This is a genomic window from Stenotrophomonas sp. Iso1 (assembly GCF_027497995.1).
In the GTDB taxonomy this organism is placed as follows: Bacteria; Pseudomonadota; Gammaproteobacteria; order Xanthomonadales; family Xanthomonadaceae; genus Stenotrophomonas.
The window spans coordinates 950,706-970,628 of record NZ_JAODBT010000001.1; the positions used below are offsets into that span (position 1 = coordinate 950,706).

General features: G+C 62.9%; 16 protein-coding genes and 2 pseudogenes. 7 read left to right on the forward strand and 11 right to left on the reverse strand.

What is annotated here, in order from left to right; translation table 11 throughout:
• Positions 1 to 99: 99 nt before the first annotated feature.
• On the forward strand, positions 100 to 1,917 hold the full coding sequence (locus tag PAN08_RS03900) for a tetratricopeptide repeat-containing sulfotransferase family protein (protein ID WP_269790224.1): 1,818 nt from the start codon (positions 100 to 102) through the stop codon (positions 1,915 to 1,917).
• On the opposite strand, the gene PAN08_RS03905 is transcribed toward PAN08_RS03900, so the two are convergent.
• From PAN08_RS03905 to PAN08_RS03915, 3 genes are all read right to left on the reverse strand, one after another.
• The gene (locus PAN08_RS03905) at positions 1,902 to 2,585 is read right to left on the reverse strand and encodes a 2OG-Fe(II) oxygenase (protein WP_269790225.1); all 684 of its coding nucleotides are present in this window, start codon (positions 2,583 to 2,585) and stop codon (positions 1,902 to 1,904) included. The genes PAN08_RS03900 and PAN08_RS03905 overlap by 16 nt on opposite strands.
• Complete coding sequence (locus PAN08_RS03910) at positions 2,539 to 5,472, reverse strand: TonB-dependent receptor (protein ID WP_269790226.1); 2,934 nt, start codon at positions 5,470 to 5,472, stop codon at positions 2,539 to 2,541. The genes PAN08_RS03905 and PAN08_RS03910 overlap by 47 nt, the downstream gene beginning before the upstream one ends.
• A 352-nt stretch (positions 5,473 to 5,824) precedes the next feature.
• On the reverse strand, positions 5,825 to 6,247 hold the full coding sequence (locus PAN08_RS03915) for a hypothetical protein (RefSeq protein WP_269790227.1): 423 nt from the start codon (positions 6,245 to 6,247) through the stop codon (positions 5,825 to 5,827).
• Between the two features lie 109 nt (positions 6,248 to 6,356).
• Between PAN08_RS03915 and sufT the strand changes: the two genes are divergently transcribed.
• The 4 genes and pseudogenes from sufT to PAN08_RS03935 all read left to right on the forward strand — a co-directional run.
• On the forward strand, positions 6,357 to 6,908 hold the full coding sequence (gene sufT / locus PAN08_RS03920) for a putative Fe-S cluster assembly protein SufT (RefSeq protein WP_269790228.1): 552 nt from the start codon (positions 6,357 to 6,359) through the stop codon (positions 6,906 to 6,908).
• Positions 6,909 to 7,033: 125 nt separating this feature from the next.
• Complete coding sequence (locus tag PAN08_RS03925; RefSeq protein WP_269790229.1) at positions 7,034 to 8,134, forward strand: branched-chain amino acid aminotransferase; 1,101 nt, start codon at positions 7,034 to 7,036, stop codon at positions 8,132 to 8,134.
• Positions 8,135 to 8,461: 327 nt separating this feature from the next.
• Positions 8,462 to 10,195: pseudogene (locus PAN08_RS03930) on the forward strand (S8 family peptidase); the annotation flags it as partial.
• Positions 10,196 to 10,339: 144 nt separating this feature from the next.
• Positions 10,340 to 10,561, forward strand: a pseudogene (locus PAN08_RS03935) (proprotein convertase P-domain-containing protein); the annotation flags it as partial.
• A gap of 95 nt (positions 10,562 to 10,656) precedes the next feature.
• Here the strand turns inward: PAN08_RS03935 and PAN08_RS03940 are convergent.
• The 4 genes from PAN08_RS03940 to wrbA all read right to left on the reverse strand — a co-directional run bounded on the left by PAN08_RS03940 (position 10,657) and on the right by wrbA (position 12,684).
• Positions 10,657 to 11,133 (reverse strand): aminoacyl-tRNA deacylase, encoded by a 477-nt coding sequence (locus PAN08_RS03940; protein WP_269790230.1) that lies wholly within the window; start codon positions 11,131 to 11,133, stop codon positions 10,657 to 10,659.
• Positions 11,134 to 11,619, reverse strand: coding sequence for an asparaginase domain-containing protein (locus PAN08_RS03945; protein ID WP_269791162.1), 486 nt, complete (start codon positions 11,617 to 11,619; stop codon positions 11,134 to 11,136). It abuts the gene before it with no gap.
• Positions 11,620 to 11,749: 130 nt separating this feature from the next.
• Complete coding sequence (locus tag PAN08_RS03950) at positions 11,750 to 12,094, reverse strand: DUF2069 domain-containing protein (protein WP_269790231.1); 345 nt, start codon at positions 12,092 to 12,094, stop codon at positions 11,750 to 11,752.
• A complete protein-coding gene (gene wrbA / locus PAN08_RS03955; RefSeq protein WP_057633191.1) occupies positions 12,091 to 12,684 on the reverse strand; it encodes an NAD(P)H:quinone oxidoreductase in 594 nt (197 codons plus the stop codon). Before wrbA ends, PAN08_RS03950 begins: the two co-directional genes overlap by 4 nt.
• Positions 12,685 to 12,761: 77 nt before the next feature.
• On the opposite strand from wrbA, the gene PAN08_RS03960 reads away from it, so the two are divergent.
• Positions 12,762 to 14,036 (forward strand): YihY family inner membrane protein, encoded by a 1,275-nt coding sequence (locus PAN08_RS03960; protein ID WP_269790232.1) that lies wholly within the window; start codon positions 12,762 to 12,764, stop codon positions 14,034 to 14,036.
• Positions 14,033 to 14,605, forward strand: coding sequence for a TlpA disulfide reductase family protein (locus PAN08_RS03965; RefSeq protein WP_269790233.1), 573 nt, complete (start codon positions 14,033 to 14,035; stop codon positions 14,603 to 14,605). The genes PAN08_RS03960 and PAN08_RS03965 overlap by 4 nt, the downstream gene beginning before the upstream one ends.
• A 208-nt stretch (positions 14,606 to 14,813) precedes the next feature.
• Here the strand turns inward: PAN08_RS03965 and ppk2 are convergent, their stop codons facing one another.
• From ppk2 to hemA, 4 genes are all read right to left on the reverse strand, one after another.
• Positions 14,814 to 15,605: a polyphosphate kinase 2 gene (gene ppk2, locus PAN08_RS03970; protein ID WP_269790234.1), complete on the reverse strand. Its 792-nt coding sequence runs from the start codon at positions 15,603 to 15,605 to the stop codon at positions 14,814 to 14,816.
• A 43-nt stretch (positions 15,606 to 15,648) separates the two neighbouring features.
• On the reverse strand, positions 15,649 to 17,361 hold the full coding sequence (locus PAN08_RS03975; RefSeq protein WP_269790235.1) for a tetratricopeptide repeat protein: 1,713 nt from the start codon (positions 17,359 to 17,361) through the stop codon (positions 15,649 to 15,651).
• Between the two features lie 187 nt (positions 17,362 to 17,548).
• Entirely contained in the window at positions 17,549 to 18,634 is a 1,086-nt protein-coding gene (prfA, locus tag PAN08_RS03980; protein ID WP_269790236.1) for a peptide chain release factor 1, read from the reverse strand.
• A complete protein-coding gene (gene hemA, locus PAN08_RS03985; RefSeq protein ID WP_269790237.1) occupies positions 18,612 to 19,895 on the reverse strand; it encodes a glutamyl-tRNA reductase in 1,284 nt (427 codons plus the stop codon). Before hemA ends, prfA begins: the two co-directional genes overlap by 23 nt.
• Positions 19,896 to 19,923: the final 28 nt, after the last annotated feature.

The window sequence follows — 19,923 nt, forward strand, 5'->3', positions numbered from 1 at the left end:
CTGATCACACACGGGTGTGATGGACGTACCTGAACTTGCATTCCGATAGTCCGTTGTTGCGATTTCGCGGTGATTATTTCTTCTGTAACTGAAGAGGGCATGGCAGTGACTCAGGTTCAACTTGATCAGGCGCTGGAACTGCTCCAACGCGGGCAAGCCAAAGAAGCGGAAGCGTTGATCAAGCGTGTAATGGCGGTTACGCCAGATGACGTTGCAGCGATCCAGTTGTTGGCACTGGCCTTGGCGCAACAAGGAAAAACGGAACCGGCTCGCGCATTGTTCGACATCGCCGCGCAGCGGCAGCCGCAAGCTCCCGAGGCGTGGATCAATCTGGGCAATGCTTGTCTGGAGTGTGGCGATCCTGCCGGCGCCGACCACGCTTTTCAGCATGCACGCAGCTTGGCAGGTGAGGATGTTGCCGCGCTGCTGGGGCAGGGGCTTGCGTGGCTGGGACTGCGGCGTTTTGTGGATGCGCATACCGTGTTGGCGAAAGCATTCGCGCGCGAACCGGAAGCGGCTGATGTGCGACTGGCGTATGCGCAGTCGCTGTCGGAGTTGGAGCGGTTCGATGAATTGGCGCAGTGTCTTGTGGGCGTCGATGCGGCCGCTTTGAATATTGACCAGCAGCGCGCGTTGGCTTGGCTATGGGCACAGGCGGGCAGCGATGAGCATGCGCTTGTGCTCTATCAGCGGCTGCTGGCAGCGATGCCTGCGGACGATGAATCCCGCGTGCGTCTTGCATTGTTGCTTGAGCGGCTCAATCGCATCGATGACGCCGCCAACGTACTGCGCATGGTCACTTCCGATACGGGTGGCATGGGGGCGCTGGCCTCCGCGCGGGTGCTGCGTCGACAAGGACAGGTGGAGCAGGCACTGGCGCATCTGCTGCCGGCTTTATCACCGCCCATGCCATTGGCGATGCAGGCACAGCTGCGGTTCGAACAGGCCAAATGCCACGACGCATGTGGTGCAGCCGATGAGGCGATGGCGGCGTTGGCACTCGCGCATGGCGCATCAGGCAAGGCGTTCCTGGAGCGCATGCCCGACAACGAGCCACCCGCAGTCCTCGGTTGGTTGCAGCAACGCATGCAGGCCCGGGCACCCGAGGCATGGAACGTCCCAGTTGAGGATGTGCAGCCCGTAGATCCCATCTTTCTGGTGGGCTTTCCACGCTCAGGTACGACGCTGCTGGAACGCATGCTTGACGGTCATCGTCAGTTGGATGTGCTGGATGAACGGCCAGCGCTGGAAGTTGCCATCGAATTCCTGCGTGGCTTGCCCCGGTGGAACGACGGGGACTTGGACGAATCGCTGGCAATGCTGACGCCAGCGCAGATCACCCACGCTCGGGATGTTTATTGGCGACAGGTGCGGCGCTACCTGCAGCCGAACGGTCGCTTGGTCGACAAGTATCCGCTGACGATGACGCGGCTGCCTTACGTGGCGCGGCTGTTTCCGCAGGCGCAATGGGTACTGCTGCTGCGTCATCCCTGCGACTGCGTGTTGAGTTGCCATATGCAGGCGTTCGGCATGAATGGCGGCGCGCTCGCATTTGCATCACTGGACTCCACCGCCCATACCTACGCGGCGGTGATGTCCTGGTGGGACACGCAGCGCATGCATGTGCCAGCACGGGTGCATGTGCTGCGCTACGAGGATCTGGTGCAGGCGCCGGTAGCGGAGCTGGAAGCCCTGATGGCGTTTCTATCCTTGTCCGTGGAGCAGGCGCAGCTGGCGTCGCATCATGCTTCGGCGGCACGCATGCGGCGCATCAATACACCCAGTTACGCGCAGGTGATTCAACCGATCAATGCCGGCGCAGTTGATCGCTGGAAGCGCTATCGCGCGCACTTCAACGACGAAACGCTGGCCACGCTGGCACCGTGGCTGCAGCGCTACGGCTACGGAGTGGAGTGACGCTGAGGGAAGCGTAGATACGTGGACAGGATGTACTTGTCCTGGCGGGGCGATGGCTGTCCCTGGTGTGCGTACATCCAATACGGCGGAAACATCAGCAGTCGCCCGGCACGCGGCGCAACGCCGGTCTGCAAACCCGGAAACCAGGTTTGCCCGCCGTCATCGACATCGTTCAAGTACCAGAGAAACACCAGGTAACGATCACAGACTTCGTTGATCGCGTCGAAGTGCGTCTGGAATTTTTCCTCATCACCCGCGCGGTAGCGCTTGAGGATCAACGGACTCAGCAGCGGGCTGTCAGGTACCGCGATGGGCAGGCCGACATCGGTGTTGTAACGCTGCAGTGACTGGCTGATCAGCTGCCGGAAGAAAGCTAGAAAACCAGCGTCGGAGAGTTTGCTGACATCCAACTCGGTCCAGGCGCTGTCTTCCAGTCCGGCACGTACGCCGCGCCCATTGCGTTGCTGGAAGCGCTCAAGCGTATCGAAGGATCCGATCAGTTTGCTGCACAGGTCGGGTGGCAGGCTGTCGTCGTAGGTGCGGATGTAGTGGCGCAGGTCATTGCCCTGAACATCCGCCGCGGCAGGTGCCGCGACGGATGCAGTTGGTGCTGACTCAAGTTCAGAAGCGGGCAGTCCAGCGCATCCAGTAGTAACGGCCGATTGCATCGTAGGTCCGCATGTCCGTCGAGGCGTTGAAGCCAGAATAGATCAACGGCGGCTGGCGGTCAGTAAGGTTGCGCACGCCGATCTGGATGGAGCTGTTCTTCAGATCCTCGAAGCGGTAGCCGATCTGGAAATCGGTTTGGGTGAAGGAGGGCACCCGACGCTTGGCTACATAGCCCGGGTCGGTCACGTCGGCCACGTCCGGCGCTTCGTACACATGGTGCACGTAGCGCGTGGTCAGGCTGGCGCTGAGGTTGCCACGCGACCAGCTCAGGTCGTTGAGCGCACGCCAGCGGGCCATGTTGCCGAAGCCCGAAGAGGCATTGTCGACGAACGTGCCGGCCAGTCCGGTGCTCTCCGGTATGCCGGGGAACGCGCCGACATTGCTGCTGGGGTCGCCCGCCAGCAACTGCACGTCGTACTGCGCCAGGTAGGTGGTGTCCAGGTTCCAGCTGAACTTGCCCCATGCGTTTTCCGGGAACATGTAGCGGAAGCCCAGATCCATGCCGGAGGTTTCCAACGTGCCGAAGTTGCCGGTGATGTTGGTCATCTGTGCGACATCACCCGCGTCGTCACGAACAAAGGTGTCGCAGAAGCGGCCGAAGTTGAAGCACTGGTTGAGCAACACGTTCTCCGGCAGATTGGTGATGAACTTCTCCAGCTTCACGCGCCAATAGTCGGCGGTGACGCTGAAGCCTTCCAACCAGCTGGGGCTGTAGACGAAGCCGTAGGTCAGTACGTCACCCTCTTCTGGTACCAGTGCGGAATTGGCGACCTGGAACGACGTCACCTGGTTGTTGCTCTGGCGGAACGAGCCGTCGGTTGGTACGCCAGCGCAGGCGGTCGGATTGCCGCCGGTATAGCCATTGCAGGGATCGGTATAGGTGCTGGCACTGGGGACCGTGGGCGAGTACAAGTCGCCGATGGTCGGCGCGCGGAACACGTCGGCGTAGGTGGCGCGTACCAATAGGTCGGAGAATGGCTTCCATTCCACGCCGATCTTGGAATTGGTGGTACCACCGAAGTTGGAGTAGTCCGAATAACGCGTGCCCAGCGAAACGTTGAGTTTCTCGGCAAACGGCATGTCGGCCAACAAGGGGATCAATGCTTCGGCATAGATTTCATTGACGTCGAATTTGCCGGAGATATCACCGAACGTACAGGCTTCCTGGGTGATCAGGCAGACCGTTTCACCCGGCGGGATGATGGTCAGGAAATCACTGCTGGAGCTGGCTGATTCCACCCGGCGTTCCACGCCGACGGCCAACGAGACTGCGCCGGCCGGCAGGCTGAACAAGTCGCCGGTGACGTTGGCATTGAAGACCTTCAGGTCATTCTCGTTGCTGCTGTGAATGGTCGGGTTGATCAACTCCAGCGCGGCCAGCTGTGCCTGCCCGGCCGGGGTGCTTGCATCCGGCGCCGGCCCGAGGAAGTTGACCGGCAAGCAGCCGGCGATGGCGGTTGCCGCGTTGCCCGGGGTGCGTACGCAGATGGGGTTGCCGGTAGCCGGGTCGATCATTGACGGCCCGAGTGCATCGGTCAGGCCCGGGCTGTACAGGTACCCGCGGACTGCCGAGGACTGCGGCGTGCGGCCGTAGCCATACGAGGCGTCCCAACTCCAGCTGCTGTCACCGAACACACCGCGGAGCCCGCCGGTGATCTGGTAGGTCTCGGTTTCAAAGCGGGTGGTGCGGGTGGGGATGAAATCACGCAGACGCAAACGCGCGTCGGTGATGTCCACGCCGAACGGGTTGTAAATGCTGTCCTTGCTGATTGGCACGTTGTCCACCGCTGCGCGACCGTCGAACGGCAATGGCGCGATGAAGAACGAAGACTCAGTGCGCAGCCACGAACCGAGCATGAAGGCTTCGATGTTGTCGGTGAGCTGGTAATTGCCACTCAGGAACAACGCGGTGCGTTCCTGCGGCGTCAGGTTGAGGTTGCCGTCGGCCTGGAAGTTGTAGGTGTCGGTGTTTGCATTGAAACAACGGAAGTCGGATTGCGAGCTACCTGGACGGCCATCAATACGCGTGAGCGTTACATTCGCGCCGTTGCCGCAGTTGGGGTCGGTCAGGTCAACGCCGGTGGCTGATGCGCGCGGCACCACGTAGCGGCCGGTCAGGATGCGGCTGGTACCACCGATGCCGTGTTCGCCGGCATACAGCTGGTAGGGCTGGCTGGAATAGCTGCGATCAGCGGCGCTGACCGAATCTTCCTTGTCGTAGCTGGCGCCGAGCATCATCCGGCCGCGGTCACCGATCATGCCGAAAGTGGCATCAAAGCGTTGCGTGGATGCATCGCCGCGCGAGGAGGTGCCGTAGAAAGCACTGGCCTCAAGACCCTCGAAATCCTTGCGCAGGATGAAGTTGACCACGCCGCCGATGGCATCGGAGCCGTAGATGGCCGAAGCGCCGTCCTTCAGCACTTCAACACGTTCAATCAGCGCCATCGGGATGGAGTTCACGTCCACTGCACCGTTGGCGTTGGAGATGGTGCCGATCCAGCGCTTGCCATCCACCAGTACCAGCGAGCGGTTTACACCCAGGCCGCGCAGATCGACCGTGGCCGCGCCTGCGCCGCCGCCATTGTTGACCTGTGGGTTGGTGGCCGCACCGGCGATGGCCGGAGTGCGTTGCAGGAATTCGCCGACCGTGGCGGCACCGGAGCTTTCAATGTTCTGACGGTCGATGGTGAAAACCGGGCTGGAGGTTTCCAGGTCGGCGCGCTTGATGCGCGAACCGGTGACCTGAATGCGGTCCAGATTTGTGGCCTCTTCCTTGGGCGGGGTGTCCTGAGCGAGGACGCTGCCGGCCGCTCCCAGCGCCAGCGCGGCGGTGGACATGGGTAGCAGGGCGCGGCGAATTGCGTGACTCAGAGGCTGGATACTCACATTTGACTCCGCAGTGTTGGTGCAGGGGAGCCAAGAAATTACGAATATTTAACTCTATTGAATGTGCCGTTCCGACACAGAAAAGTGTGCCGAAAATGACATTTGGTTTCACATCAGTGAAATTTTGTGTAACCAAAATTACCCTGGATGGGTTTGAGTGACATTGAACGGCCACAGGGCCGGCCAGCGCGCTCCAATCCACCGCTCACCGTAAGCGCACGCACCTGGGGCCGTTGGTGGCTTGGGCTTGGGCGCATACGCCGTGTACCAGACGCGTTGCGCTTAACTGCGCTGAAGCTGGGAGGGGTTGTTTCAACAAATCTGCGACGGGGCGCGTACGGGCAATGCGCTCTCAGCGCGCTGCGCGCCAGGCCACCAGCAGGGCGATGACCAGCCAGATACCTTCGCCCAGACCGTTGGCCAGAGACAGCAATGTCCAGGCCAGATGCGGCCCCATACGAAACGCTGATTCCCACGGAGTGAGCCCCATCGGGCCACCGATATATGCCGCGGCGATTGCCCAGTTGGCGGCAAAGGCGATCAGCAGCGTTGCCACCATGGCGACCGCGACCCGTGCCGAGCCGGCGCGGAATGTGCCAAGACGCAACATCCATGCGGCTTCCAGCGCGGCCAGTACCGCCATCCAGCCAGCTTGTGTGCCGGTGGCGAGCGCGGCCAGCAGCCACGCGACGGTGATGGTGATACTCCCCAACAGCAACAGTAATGGCCAAAGCCAGTGATGGGTGGAGCGTGCCGACGAAGAAACAGAGGACATGGGTATTCCCAAACAGGTCACGCAGCATAGCGCCTTCAGCGGGAGAGGCGCCCAGTCGGATAAAATGACGCACCTTGCGGGCAGCCCCCGCGTCCCCATATCGATCTACATGTATTCGCGTAGCAGTGAACCCGTCCATTTTGAGCGTGATTGCCCGGCCGTGATGGTGCCGCAGGGCGATAGCGTGACCCTGCCCGCTGGCAGTTACGGCTACATCACCCAGGCATTGGGCGGCAGCTATACCGTGTTCGTCGAAGGCAACCTGTTCCGTATCGCCGGGAAGGATGGCGATGCCATCGGCAAGGAGCCGCCACCCGGGCTGGAACTGCCCGAGGGCGCGGCCGACGAGGATGTCGAGAAGCTGGTCTGGCAGCAGCTGCGGACGTGTTTCGACCCCGAAATCCCGTTCAACATCGTTGACCTGGGGCTGATCTACGAAGTGGACATCAAGCACCTGGACGATGGCCAGCGCGAAGTCGACGTCAAGATGACGCTGACCGCGCCCGGCTGCGGCATGGGCGAGATTCTGGTTGACGACGTGCGCAGCAAACTGGAAATGATTCCGACGGTGGCCCAGGCCGACGTCGACCTGGTGTTCGACCCGCCGTGGGGGCGTCACATGATGTCCGAAGCGGCACGCCTGGAAACTGGCATGCTGTAACGGTTGGCTCGCGCCTGCAGTGCCGGTGTTGACTGGAAAACTGCAGGGCGCTGAAGCCGGCTCGCAATCAACCGGTGGCTATTTCGGTACCGGTGCCCATCTCGCAATCTGGAAGGAAATATCCGGTGTCCCAGTCTTCCCTCAGCTTCGATGTCACCCGTTCGGCCAACCCGCGCAGCGCCGATGAGCGCGCCAAGATTCTGGAGAAGCCGGGCTTCGGCTTGCATTTCACCGACCACATGGTGGCCGTACGCTGGGACATGGACACCGGCTGGCACGATGCGGCGGTAACGCCGTACGGCCCGATTTCGCTGGACCCGGCCGCTGCTGTGCTGCACTACGGTCAGGAAATTTTTGAAGGCATCAAGGCGTACCGCCACGCTGACGGTTCGATCTGGACCTTCCGCCCGGAAGCCAATGCCGCGCGTCTGCAGCGCTCCGCGCGCCGACTGGTGCTGCCGGAACTGCCGGCCGAGATCTTTGTAGAGTCGCTCAAGCAACTGGTTGCACTGGACAAGGACTGGGTGTCCGATGCCGACGAAGCCAGCCTGTATTTCCGTCCCTTCATGATCGGTGATGAAGCCTTCCTCGGCGTGCGCGGCGCGCACAAGGCCACGTATTACGTGATCGCCAGCCCGGCCGGCCCGTACTTCGCCAAGGGCGTGGCACCGGTTGCGATCTGGTTGTCCACTGATTACGCGCGTGCTGCCAAGGGCGGCACCGGTGCGGCCAAGTGCGGCGGCAACTACGCTGCGTCGCTGCTGCCGCAGCAGCAGGCACAGGCGCAGGGGTGCTCGCAGGTGTTGTTCCTCGACCCGATCGAGGGCAAGTACCTGGAAGAACTGGGCGGCATGAACGTGTTCCTGGTCTACGGCAAGACCAATACGCTGGTTACCCCGGCGCTGTCGGGCAGCATTCTGGAAGGCATCACCCGTGAATCGCTGCTGCAGCTTGCACGCGACCGTGGCATGACCGTGGAAGAGCGTCAGGTGACCATCGACGAGTGGAAGCAGGGCGTGACCTCCGGCGAGATCACCGAAGTGTTCGCCTGCGGCACCGCTGCGGTCATCACTCCGATTGGCCAGCTGAAGGGCGAAGATTTCTCGGTGGGCGACCTGAGCGCGCCGGCCGGTGAAGTGACCATGTCGCTGCGCAAGGAGCTGACCGATATCCAGTACGGTCGTCAGCCGGATCGCCACGGTTGGCTGGTGCGCCTGGACGGTTAAGCCGGCGCAGACAACAAAGGTTCTCAAACCCATCCTGGCGGTATGCCCGGATGGGTTTTTTTATACCTGACGATTCGTGACGCTTATCGCATTTATGTTTTGAAACAGGCACTTATGGGGATTTGGCATGAGCGAAAGTTTCCTTTGAAACGCTCTTGGCAGGGGTTTATCCGGCATTTACTCTCCGACCACGGATCGGTAACAGGGGACTGGTTCGGGTAGTTCTGCCCGGGCAATACGTGTTGCGGCTCCCGATGAACGTCCGAAGCCCGGGTGGGACCCAATGCCGCGCAATGCGGCAATCCTCCTATGCAGAAGGGCTCACCAATGTCACGCAAATCGCACCGCAGGCTTGGCCGTAGGTTCGTAGTAGTGGTTGGCACCGCTTCGCTGTCTTCATTGCTCCTGTGTATGCCGGCCCTTGCCGGTCAAGTGCATCTGGCCGGTCTGGAGTCCGCGCCCACGCATCAACGCTTCATCGTCAAATATCGGCAGGACAGCCGCCAGCTGGCTGGCGAAACCGCCCTGAAACAGAGCCTGTCCGCAGCATCGCGGGTGCTGCCGGCGCGTGCTGGCAAAGCGCTCAATGTGCAGCGACTCCGGCGCCTGGCTGTCGGCCCGGATGTAGTGAGCGTTGATGCACCCTTGGATCGTGTGGAAGCCGAGACGCTGATGCGCAAGCTGGCGGCAGATCCGAATGTCGAGTACGTCGAAGTCGATCGCCTGAACACCATCAACCTCACACCCAATGACACCCGCTACAGCGAGCAATGGGGTTACTCGGGCACATACGGCATCAAGGCCAACCAGGCGTGGGATGTGACCAATGGTGCTGGGTCGGTGGTTGCGGTGCTGGATACCGGCATCACCAATCACAGTGATCTGAACGCCAACATCCTGCCTGGTTACGACTTCATTGCTGACACGACGGTGTCCAACGATGGCAATGGCCGCGACAACGACCCCAGCGATCCGGGCGACTGGGTGACGGCAAACCAATGCGGTGGCATCCATGCAGCGCAGAGTTCGAGTTGGCACGGCACCCACGTGGCGGGAACCATCGCGGCGGTGACCAACAATGCCAAGGGCGTTGCAGGCGTGGCCTACGGTGCCAAGATCGTGCCGGTACGCGTGCTGGGTACTTGCGGCGGTTATGACTCGGATATCGCCGATGCCATCGTCTGGGCATCCGGTGGCACCGTGTCGGGTGTACCGGCCAATGCCAATCCGGCTGAAGTGATCAACCTCAGCCTTGGCGGCTCCGGTGCATGTGGCGCGACCACACAGAGCGCGATCAACGGTGCGGTCAGTCGCGGAACCACCTTGGTCATCGCTGCCGGCAACGACAACACCAATGTCTCCAATGCCTCGCCGGCCAATTGCAGCAATGTGATTGCGGTGGCTTCAACCACCAGTACGGGCGCACGTTCGAGCTTCTCCAACTACGGTGCATTGATTGATATCGCCGCTCCGGGCTCCAGCATCCTGTCCACGCTCAATACCGGCACCACCACGCCGGGCACGGAGACCTACGCGTCCTACAACGGCACCTCGATGGCGACACCGCATGTTGCCGGCGTCGTGGCCTTGATTCAGGCGCAGGCAACGACACCGAAAACGCCGGCCCAGGTGGAGGCATTGATCAAGGCAAATGTGACTGCATTTCCGTCCACGCCTTCTCAGACCATCGGTCCGGGCATCCTCAATGCGAAAGCGGTCGTTGATGCGGTCAACGGCGGCACGCCGCCGGGCCCGGGCGGTGGTCTGAACAATGGCGTGCCGGTGACCGGATTGTCCGGTGCGACGGGTAGCACGCAGTTCTTCACCGTGCAGGTGCCTGCTGGCGCGACCAATCTGGTCATTGCCAGCTCCGGTGGTACCGGTGATGCGGATCTGTATGTGCGTGCCGGCAGCCAACCCACAACCTCCACCTATGATTGCCGGCCCTACAAGAGCGGCAACGCAGAGAGCTGCAGCTTCGCTACGCCGGTTGCGGGCACGTACCACGTGATGCTGTCGGCTTACTCGGCGTTTTCCGGGGTGAGCCTGCAGGCCAGTTGGGGAGCCGGTGGCGGCGGTGGTGGTTCACAGACCTACAGCAATGCCACGGGTGTGAATATCGTGGACAACGCCACGGTCGAAAGTGCCATCGCGGTCTCAGGGCGCAGCGGAAATGCCCCGGCATCCACGCCGGTGGCGGTGGATATCAGCCACACCTGGAAGGGAGATCTGAAGGTGGATCTGGTGGCGCCTGATGGCAGCGTGTACGTGCTGAGCAACTATGCCGGCGGCAGCGCTGACAACATCAAGCAGACCTTCAACGTGAACCTGTCCAGTGAGGCGCTCAACGGCAACTGGAAGTTGCGGGTCAATGACAAGGCCAGTGGGGATACCGGCCGTATCAACAGTTGGTCGGTAACGTTCTGACGCGGTAGCAACAGCGGCGTCGTTTCGGCGCCGCTGTTGTCTTGGGAAGCGCTATTCGCTCGCAGGCTTTCTTAATCCACGACCTGATTCCCAACTCAACCTTCAAGAATGTCCGCACACCGCGCCTGCAGGAAGTGCAACGCATCGGCGGGGGCGATATCCAGCAGCAGGCCACGTTGACCGGCGTTGATGTAGACCGAGGTATGCAGCTGCACGTCATCGGCGAACAGAATGGTGGCCGGGCGCTGCTGCGCGAACGGACTGATGCCGCCCACCTTGTAGCCGCTGCGACGCTCGGCTTCGGGTATTTCCATCATCTGTGCGTGCTTACCGCTGCAACTGGCGGCAAGCTTTTTCAGGGACAGGCGCTGGTCGCTGGGGATCACCGCGATCACCGGTTGCTTGTCCACCCACGCCATCAAGGTCTTGAACATCCGTGCGGGCGCGATGCCCAGTGCCTGCGCGGCGGCCACGCCTTTGCTGTCGACATCGGCGGAATAGTCGTAAGCGTGCAGCCCGTGGGCGATCCCGGCCTTGTCCAGCGCGGCGTTGGCGCGGGTGCCCTTGGCCACTCAGACTGCCTCGAAGCGATTGGCGTCCACGTTCTTGCGTACCTGGGTTGGGTCCCAGATGCGGCCGTTCATGGCGATGAAAACGCCTGGCGGCAGCGACTGCACTGCGCCGATGGCACAGCCGATGTTGAACTCCGCATCCGAGCCACGGAAGCGGGCCGGGCTGAGCGCGCCGGTCATCACGATGGTCTTGTCCGGGATGGTCTGCAGCACTTTGCCGGTGGCGACCATCGAATCGGTGCCGTGCGTCACCAGCACGTGGCGGGTGGGCTGGGCGGCAATGGTGGCGCGGATCAGCTCACGGTCGTCGTCGCTGATGTGCAGCGAATCCTTGCGCAGGATCGGGATCACGTTGAAGCGGAAGGTGACGCCCAGTTCGCGCAGGATCATGCCGATCTGCGGGTCGCCAATCTGGTAATCGGATTTGTCGTCGAAGTAGATCTTGTCGATCGTGCCGCCGGTGGTGACGACCAGGAGTTCTTCCATCATTGCGGTAAATCCTTGCGGTGACTGCGTGCGGCGCTGTGCCGCGATGCTGCGCATGATAAAGCGGGACAGCAGGCGTGAGTGAAGAGTCGCGGTAGAACCGAGCATGGCCCGGCTCTACCGGCCAGGTTCACGGACGACGCTTGTTCGCAAACCGTGCGCGCATGCCCGGCACACTGACCAGCGCCACGATCAGCAGCGCCAGGACGATCTCGATCCCCGCATACAGCAAAGTGTCGCGATGTACCCAAGCGCTCATCACGCCGTGGCTGAACCAGAACAGGGCCAATACGCCCGCCCAGAACCGGGCTGCCGCGCGCTGTAGCGCCACGCCGGCCAGCAGGAGCAATGGCGGTGCCACGAACACCAGCAGCACCGCGGGCAGGTGGCGGTCGCTACGGAACCACCACGCGTAAAGCGCGGCAAGCAGCAGCAAGGCAAGGCCGAGCACGACGTCCCGCGCACGCGACCTCATTGCGCCAGCCGCTTGGCGATATCGGCCACACGCCGGCCCAGCACGCGGGCCAGATGGGCTTCGTCGTCGCTGGGCTGTGGGTCATCCTGGGCACCGGCCACGTGGCTGGCGCCGTAGGGCGTACCCCCGGTGGTGGTGTGGCTGAGCGCCGGCTCGGTGAACGGGATACCGACGATCAGACAACCGTGGTGCAGCAGCGGGATCTGCATCGACAGCAGGGTGGATTCCTGGCCGCCGTGCATCGATGCGGTGGAGGTGAATACCGCCGCCGGCTTGCCAGCCAGCGTGCCATTCACCCATTCGGCGCCAAGCCCATCGAGGAAGTGTTTGACCGGCGCGGCCATGTTGCCGAAGCGGGTTGGGCTGCCAAGCACGATGCCGTCGCATTCGGCCAGGTCGCTGATTTCCACATAGGGGGCGCCATCGTCTGGGACCGGCGGGGCGCTGGTCTGGGTAACGGCGGCCACCGGCGGCACCGTGCGCAGCCGCGCGCTCATGCCGGGGACCTCGCCAATGCCCCGGGCGATCTGCCGGGCCAATCGTGCCACCGAACCGCCACGGCTGTAGTACAGCACCAGGATTTCCGCCATCACACCATCCAATCATCACGCAGGAGCCGGCAGTATCGGCGATGCGGGCCGCGCTTTGCATCGGGTACCCTTGCCGCATGGAACCATTGGACTCACTCAATCTATGGATGGAACGCGTGCGCGACCGGGCGCGGAACATCAGCTTCGCGCGTTTCCTGTGGTGCCGTTTTCTTGATGACCGCCTGTTTCAGGCGGCCGGCTCATTGGCCTACACCACCGTGTTTGCACTGGTGCCGCTGGCGATCGTGGTGTTTGGCGTGCTCTCCGCGTTCCCGATGTTCGACCGCTGGAGTGAAGCACTGAGTGACTACGTGTTCTCCAACTTCGTGCCCTCGGCGGCGCGTGCGGCCGAAGGCTATCTGCGCCAATTTTCGGCCAGCGCCGGGCAACTGACCGCCGCCGGCTTCATCGCTTTGGTGGTGTCGCTGCTGATCACCCTCAACAGCGTCGAGCAGACCTTCAACCGTATCTGGCGTGTGGCCTCCGCGCGGCCCAAGCTCACCCGCTTCCTGGTCTATTGGACGGTGCTGACACTGGGCGCGTTGCTGGCCGCTGCCTCGTTGGCCGTTTCGGCCAAGGTGCTGTCGCTGCCGTTGTTCGGCACCACGGAGGGGCGCTGGTTGGCCGATCTTGGCTTGCGCCTGGCACCGGTATTGATCGAAATCGCCTGCGTGATGCTGATTTACCGCGTGGTGCCGCACCACACCGTGAAGTGGCGTCATGCCGTTCCCGGCGCGATGCTGGCAGTGCTGATGCTGGAGCTGGTGAAGTGGGGCATGGGCCTGTATCTGGGTAGCTTCCAGTCCTATCAGAAGCTGTACGGCACGGTGGCCTTCGTGCCGATCCTGTTGCTGTGGATCTACCTGGGCTGGGTGTCGGTGCTGTTGGGCGCTTCGCTGGCCTCGTCCATTGCTGCATTCCGTTACCAACCGGTGGCATTCCGCTTGCCGCAGGGCGGTGAGCTGTACGGCTTGTTGCGTCTGCTGGGGCGTTTCCGCGAAGCACGCGAGCAGGGCAGGGGCCTGGACGAAGAACAGATATTGACGCTGGAACCGATGCTCACCGATTCGCTGCTGCAGCAGTTGCTTGAGCAGATGGAAAGCATCCACGTGCTGCGCCGTGACGAGCAGGGCCACTGGCTGTTGGCACGTGATCTGGATCGCATCACCCTGCATGAGTTGTACGAAAGCTCGCAGCTGCGCATTCCCGTGGCCGAGGAATACCTGCCTTTCCGCGACGACGACCTGGGTCAGGCGGCGTGCCGTGCGCTGGACGAACTACGCGTGCCGTTGCGCGAGCTGCTCAAGCGTCGCGTGGACGACATCTACACGAACACTGGAGATTCTCGATGACCCCCAAGCTGCTCCCTTTTGCGCTGCTGGCCCTGTTGTTGGCGGGCTGCAAACCCGGGCAACAAGATGCCGCGCCGCAGACAGCGCCCACCGCCCCAGCCGAAGCCGTTGCACCGACAGCACCGGCGCAACCCGGCATGGTGCAACAGACTGCCGACGTGCCGCAGCTGCAGGTACAGACGGTGGACGGCAAGGCCTACGATCTGGCCAGCCATCGCGGGCAGTGGGTGGTGGTCAACTTCTGGGCGACCTGGTGTGCGCCGTGCCTGCAGGAAATGCCAGAGCTGTCGGCCCTGCACGCCATGCGCAGCAACGTGGAAGTGATCGGGCTGGCCTACGAAGACATCGAGCTGGACGAAATGCAGGCTTTCCTCAAGGAACACCCGGTGGCCTATCCCATTGCCATCATTGACACCTACAACCCGCCCAAGGATTTCGCCACCCCGCGCGGCTTGCCGATGACTTACCTGATCGCCCCGGACGGCAAGGTCGCCAAGCAGTTCCTGGGGCCGGTCAACGCGCATGAGATCGAGCAGGCGATTACTGCTGCTGGTGGTAAGGCGGTGTAAGCGGATCGCGGAGAATGAAGCTTGCTAAGAACTCCTTTCCCTTCTCCCGTAAACGGGAGAAGGTGCCCCGCAGGGGCGGATGAGGGGGCTTTAAAGCTTCCAAAAAGCTCCCAGAAAGCTTCCAGAAAGCTTCCCCTCACCCCAACCCCTCTCCCGTATACGGGAGAGGGGCTTCAAACGACAGCTCTCCGCCCAAACATGAAAACGCCTACGGCGCATCCATGCTTAGCGCGACCGGAGGCAGCGGCTTCACCGCGCCAAATTTCTCGTGCTTCAGCTTGCCCTTGAGCGGCGGCAACTCCACCAGCGGCTCGTCGGTATGCGTGTCCGGCAGGCGGTCGAGCAGATCACGGATCAACGTCAGCCGGCCGCGTTTCTGGTCGTTGAAATCCACCAGTGTCCACGGCGCATGCTGGGTGTGCGTGGCTTGCAGCATGGCCTCGCGTGCCTGCGTGTACTCGTCATAGGCCTGGCGTGACTTCAAGTCCACCGGCGACAGCTTCCAGCCTTTGAGCGGATCTTCGCGGCGTTCGGCAAAGCGCTTTTCCTGCTGCGCCTGGTCAACGCACAGCCAGTACTTGAACAACAGGATGCCGTCATCCACCAGCATCTTTTCGAACACCGGCGCCTGCTTGAGAAAGGCCTGGTACTGCGCATCGGTGCAGTAGCCCATCACCTTTTCCACACCGGCGCGGTTGTACCAGCTGCGATCCATCAACACGATCTCGCCTGCGGCCGGCAGGTGCGCGATATGCCGTTGGAAATACCACTGCGTATCCTCGCGGTCGGTCGGCTTGGGTAGCGCGACCACGCGGCATTGGCGGGGGTTGAGGTGCTCGGCCAGGTCCTGGATGACGCCGCCCTTGCCGGCGGTGTCGCGGCCTTCAAACAGCGCCAACACCCGCTGCCCCCGGTGCTGGGCCCAACGCGCCATATTGGCCAGCTCCAGCTGCATGGGTTTCAGCAGCTGTTCGTACTCTTTGCGCTTGAGCTTGGCCATGGCTACTCCCGGTCTGGAGTGCCGAGCCTAGCGCAGCGATGTGTCAGCTGGCGTCAGGGCCCTGCCAGCCATGTGCGCGGGCGAGTGGTTGCAGCAGCGCCGAGAAGTCCGCCGCAAAACCTGTCATGTCGAACAGCCCGGCGCCGTCGCGCGCCGTGGCAAGCTGCTGACGTAGCGCCAGCCGTGCGTCCGGGTTGTTGCCCAGGGCGATGGCCGTTTCGACGAAAGCGCGATCATCTGCCACGTTCATGTCGCCCAGCCCCAAGTGGTGATTGAGGCTGCCTGCCACGCGTGCGGCGAACGTTTCACCGGGCGTCGTCAGCACCGGGCAGCCGGCCCACAAGGCATCGGAGGCCGTGGTGTGTGCGTTGTAAGGGTGCGTGTCCAGGAACAGATCAGCGTGGCGATAACGTGCCAGGTACTGCGGGTGCGGCAGCTTCTGCATGAAGACCAACCGCGAGGGTTCCACGCCGTTCTGTCGCGCGACTTCACGCAGTCGATCGTCGGCCTTGCCGGGCCCGGACAGCAGCCACAGCACGCTGTCCGGCACGCCCTTGAGTACCTCCAGCAAGCGGCCGACGCTGCGCGGATTGAGCTTGTAACTGTTGTTGAAGCAGCAGAACACCACGCCTTGATCCGGCAGCCCGCAATCATGCCGCGAAGGCGGCTCAGCGACGACGCGCGTATTGTCCGACGGCTGGAAGGCGCGCGGCAGGCGCAGCACCTTTTCACTAAAGGCGGGTTCGCGCTGCGGCGGCAGCACGAAATCATCGGCCAGCACGTAATCCACCCACGGCGCACCCGAGGTGCCGGGGTAGGCCAGCCAGTTGATCTGCACGGGCGCTGGGCGCATTGCCAGCACTTCCGGCGTACCGCCACCGCCCCAGCCACGCAGGTCGAACAACAGGTCGATGCCGGCATCACGGATGCGGCGTGCGATGGCGACATGCGGCTGCGCGCAAACATCGTGCAGCGTGTGCGCAGCGGCCTGCAGACGCTGGCGGATGCTGCTGCCGTCATCGGCGTTCAATGCGAACAAGTGCACCTGCAACTGCGGTTGGGTGCGGAGTTGTTCAAACAGCGCCACCGTGAGCAGGCCGGTTGGATGCGCACCAAAGCCGTTGGACAGGAATCCAATCCGCAGTGGGCCATGCCTGCGCACGTGAGCGACGGGTAAGCGAGGGATGGATTGCGCCAGAACCCGCGCGCGCTGCCGGGCACAGGCGAGCTGCTCGACAGCACTGGCATCTTCGCTGAGAAAGGCGAATGGCTCCACGGCCGGATTGCCCTGAGCGACAGCGGTACGCACCTGCTGCGACAAACCATCAAGCTCGCGCCAGTCGCACAGACGACGCTGCCAGTTCAGCCGCTGCGCCGCCATGTAGGCCTCCTCCGGTGCCAACTGATGCGCGCGACGGTAGGCGTCGGCGGCGGCTTCGGGTTGATTGGCATCTTCAAGAACATGGCCCAGCCACAGCGCCATGCCGGGATGTTGTGGCGCCAACTGGCAAGCGCGTTGTAGTAGCGCCGCGGCTTCGTCGTGGCGGCCCTGCATCCAGCGGGCGCGACCGAGGCGGGCGAGGGCTTCGGGATGGTCTGCGCGCAGTTGCAGTGCACGTTGCGCGGCGGTTTCACCGGCGGTTGTGTCGCCTGCGCTGAGTTCGGCGTCGGCCAACATGACCCAGGCGATGAAGTCGCTGGGTTGGCGCGTGACGGCTGCGCGCAATTGCTCGCGTTCGCTCAGTGGGTTGGGCATGGGAATGGCTGCATTGATGCTGTGCCGCGATTTTGCCTTGTTTTGCTTTTGTTCTCGCTGTTGCCGTCAGCGTCGCAGTTGCTCAGTGCTTTGCCTTGAGCAAAGTGCAGGAGCGTTGCTCAGGCGCCGGCCTCTTTCGCCGATGCGGTTTTTCACCGGCAACCACGGAAGCAACCACCCCCGCAGATCAGGTGCCTTCGGCCAACCGCGCCAGTTCATCCACCTGATGTTCGTGCTGCAGGCGGCTCACCAACGCGTCCAGCTCGCCTTCGATGATGTTGGGCAGGTCATACAACGTCAGGCCCTCCACCCGATGGTCGGTAATGCGCCCCTGCGGGAAGTTGTAGGTACGGATGCGTTGGCTGCGATCACCGCTGCCGACCTGCAATCGCCGCGACTCCGCTTGCGCTGCCGCCAGCTTGTTGCGCTCGGCATCCAGCAACTGTGCTTTCAGCCGCTTCATCGCCTTGTCGCGGTTGGCATGCTGGCTGCGCTCGGTCTGGCATTCCACCACCACGCCACTCGGCATGTGAGTAATGCGGATTGCCGATTCGGTCTTGTTGACGTGCTGGCCACCAGCGCCAGAGGAACGATAGGTATCCACCCGCAGATCGGCCGGGTTGATGACGATCTCTTCCACATCGTCAGCTTCAGGAATGATGGCCACCGTCGCAGCGGAGGTATGGATGCGGCCCTGCGATTCGGTGGCGGGCACGCGCTGGACGCGGTGGGTGCCGGATTCGAACTTCAGTCGCGAATACGCACCGCGCCCAACCACGCGCGCCACTACTTCTTTATAGCCGCCGTGCTCGCCCGGGTTGTCCGATTCGATTTCGACTTTCCAGCCCTGGCGCTCGGCATAACGGGCGTACATGCGGAACAGGTCGCCGGCGAAAATGGCCGCTTCATCGCCGCCCGTGCCGGCGCGTACTTCCAGGAACAGGTTGCCTTCGTCGCGTGGGTCGCGTGGCACCAGCAGCAGGGCCAGTTCTTCGTCCAGCGCCTGCAGGCGGGCCTGAGCGGCGGTGATTTCTTCTTCTGCCAATTCGCGTAGTTCAGGATCGGCACGCATTGCTTCAGCCGAGGCCAGATCAGCCTTGGCGCGTGTTTCGGCAGCCAGCGCGTTGGCGACTGGCTCCAACTGAGAAAACTCGCGGGAGAAGTTGCGGAAGCGCTCGTTGTCGGCGACCACGGCAGGATCGGAGAGCAGGCGTTCCAGTTCTTCACGGCGCTCGGCCAGTGCCAGCAACTTACGGCGCAGGGTCGGCGTCATCGGTCCTCACTACAGGGTGTTGATACCCGGGTGTGGCCGGGAACAGGCGCTCGGCGGCGCGGGTAAGGTCAGTATCGCCGTCCAGCGCGGCTTGGCGCAGGGCAGCGGTTGGCGGGTGCAGCAGGCGGTTGGTCAGGCCGTGAGCGAGTTGCTCCAGCACCTCGTCGGTGTCCTTGCCGGAGGCCAGCTGCTGACGTGCCTTGGCCAGCAGTTCCGCGCGGGACGCTTCACCAAAGGCGCGTAGCTGGCGGATCGGGGTCTGCAGCTGCGCGGCGCGCAGGTTGTCCTGGTAGCGGCCAACCTGCAGGTCGATGATGGCTTCGGCCTCGGCGGCGGCTTCGCGGCGGCTGCGGCGGTTTTCTTCCACGGCCCGTTCCATGTCATCAACGCTGTACAGGTAAGCGTCGGCCAGTTTGCCCACGCCGGCCTCGATATCGCGCGGCACCGCCAGGTCAAACAACAACATTGGCTTGTGCTTGCGCGAGCGCAAGGCGTTGGTGACGTGGCTTTCCAGGATCACCGGCTCGCGGGCGGCGGTAGCTGAGAACACCACATCCGCTTCACCCAGGTGCCGTTCCAGCTCGCTCAGGGGCAGGGCGACGCCACCATGACGGGTGGCCAGGTCCTGCGCATGGGCCAGGGTGCGGTTGGCAATCAGCAACCGCTTCACCTTGGCTTCGCTCAAGTGTTTGGCGGCCAGCTCGATGGTTTCGCCGGCACCGACCAGTAGCACGGTGGATTCGTCCATCCGCGCGAACGAATCCTGCGCCAGTCGCACGGCGGTGGAAGCCACCGACACCGGATTGGCGCCCACGCGGGTATCGGTGCGCGCGCGCTTGGCGACCGAGAAGGTTTGTTGGAACAGCCGGTCGAGCTGGTGGCCGATGACGCCGCTGTCATGCGCCCGCGCCCAGGCATCCTTCACTTGGCCCAGGATCTGCGGCTCGCCCAGCACCATTGAGTCCAGCCCGGTGGCCACGCGGAACAGGTGGCGCACCGCCTCGCCTTCACTGTGCTGGTACAGATAGCCCTGCAGGTTGCCGGCATGCTGTTCCAGCCAATGGGCCAACGCCTGACTGTCCTCGGCCACCGCGTACAGCTCGGTGCGGTTGCAGGTGGACAGCAGTACCGCTTCAGTCAGTTGCGCTGCCTCGCGCAATGAATCCATCGCGCGCGGCAAAGCGTCACCGCCAAAGGCAGCACGTTCGCGCAGTTCTACCGGCGCAGTCTGGTGATTCAGTCCGAGCACCCACAAGGTCATCTGTTCAGTTGCTTGCGATAAGCTGCTG

Coding starts and splice junctions, on each gene's coding strand:
- PAN08_RS03900 (WP_269790224.1), top strand. CDS start 100: ATGGCAGTGACTCAGGTTCAACTTGATCAGGCGCTGGAACTGCTCCAA.
- PAN08_RS03905 (WP_269790225.1), bottom strand. CDS start 2,585: ATGCAATCGGCCGTTACTACTGGATGCGCTGGACTGCCCGCTTCTGAA.
- PAN08_RS03915 (WP_269790227.1), bottom strand. CDS start 6,247: ATGTCCTCTGTTTCTTCGTCGGCACGCTCCACCCATCACTGGCTTTGG.
- sufT (WP_269790228.1), top strand. CDS start 6,357: ATGTATTCGCGTAGCAGTGAACCCGTCCATTTTGAGCGTGATTGCCCG.
- PAN08_RS03945 (WP_269791162.1), bottom strand. CDS start 11,619: ATGGAAGAACTCCTGGTCGTCACCACCGGCGGCACGATCGACAAGATC.
- PAN08_RS03950 (WP_269790231.1), bottom strand. CDS start 12,094: ATGAGGTCGCGTGCGCGGGACGTCGTGCTCGGCCTTGCCTTGCTGCTG.
- wrbA (WP_057633191.1), bottom strand. CDS start 12,684: ATGGCGGAAATCCTGGTGCTGTACTACAGCCGTGGCGGTTCGGTGGCA.
- PAN08_RS03960 (WP_269790232.1), top strand. CDS start 12,762: ATGGAACCATTGGACTCACTCAATCTATGGATGGAACGCGTGCGCGAC.
- PAN08_RS03965 (WP_269790233.1), top strand. CDS start 14,033: ATGACCCCCAAGCTGCTCCCTTTTGCGCTGCTGGCCCTGTTGTTGGCG.
- ppk2 (WP_269790234.1), bottom strand. CDS start 15,605: ATGGCCAAGCTCAAGCGCAAAGAGTACGAACAGCTGCTGAAACCCATG.
- PAN08_RS03975 (WP_269790235.1), bottom strand. CDS start 17,361: ATGCCCAACCCACTGAGCGAACGCGAGCAATTGCGCGCAGCCGTCACG.
- prfA (WP_269790236.1), bottom strand. CDS start 18,634: ATGACGCCGACCCTGCGCCGTAAGTTGCTGGCACTGGCCGAGCGCCGT.
- hemA (WP_269790237.1), bottom strand. CDS start 19,895: ATGACCTTGTGGGTGCTCGGACTGAATCACCAGACTGCGCCGGTAGAA.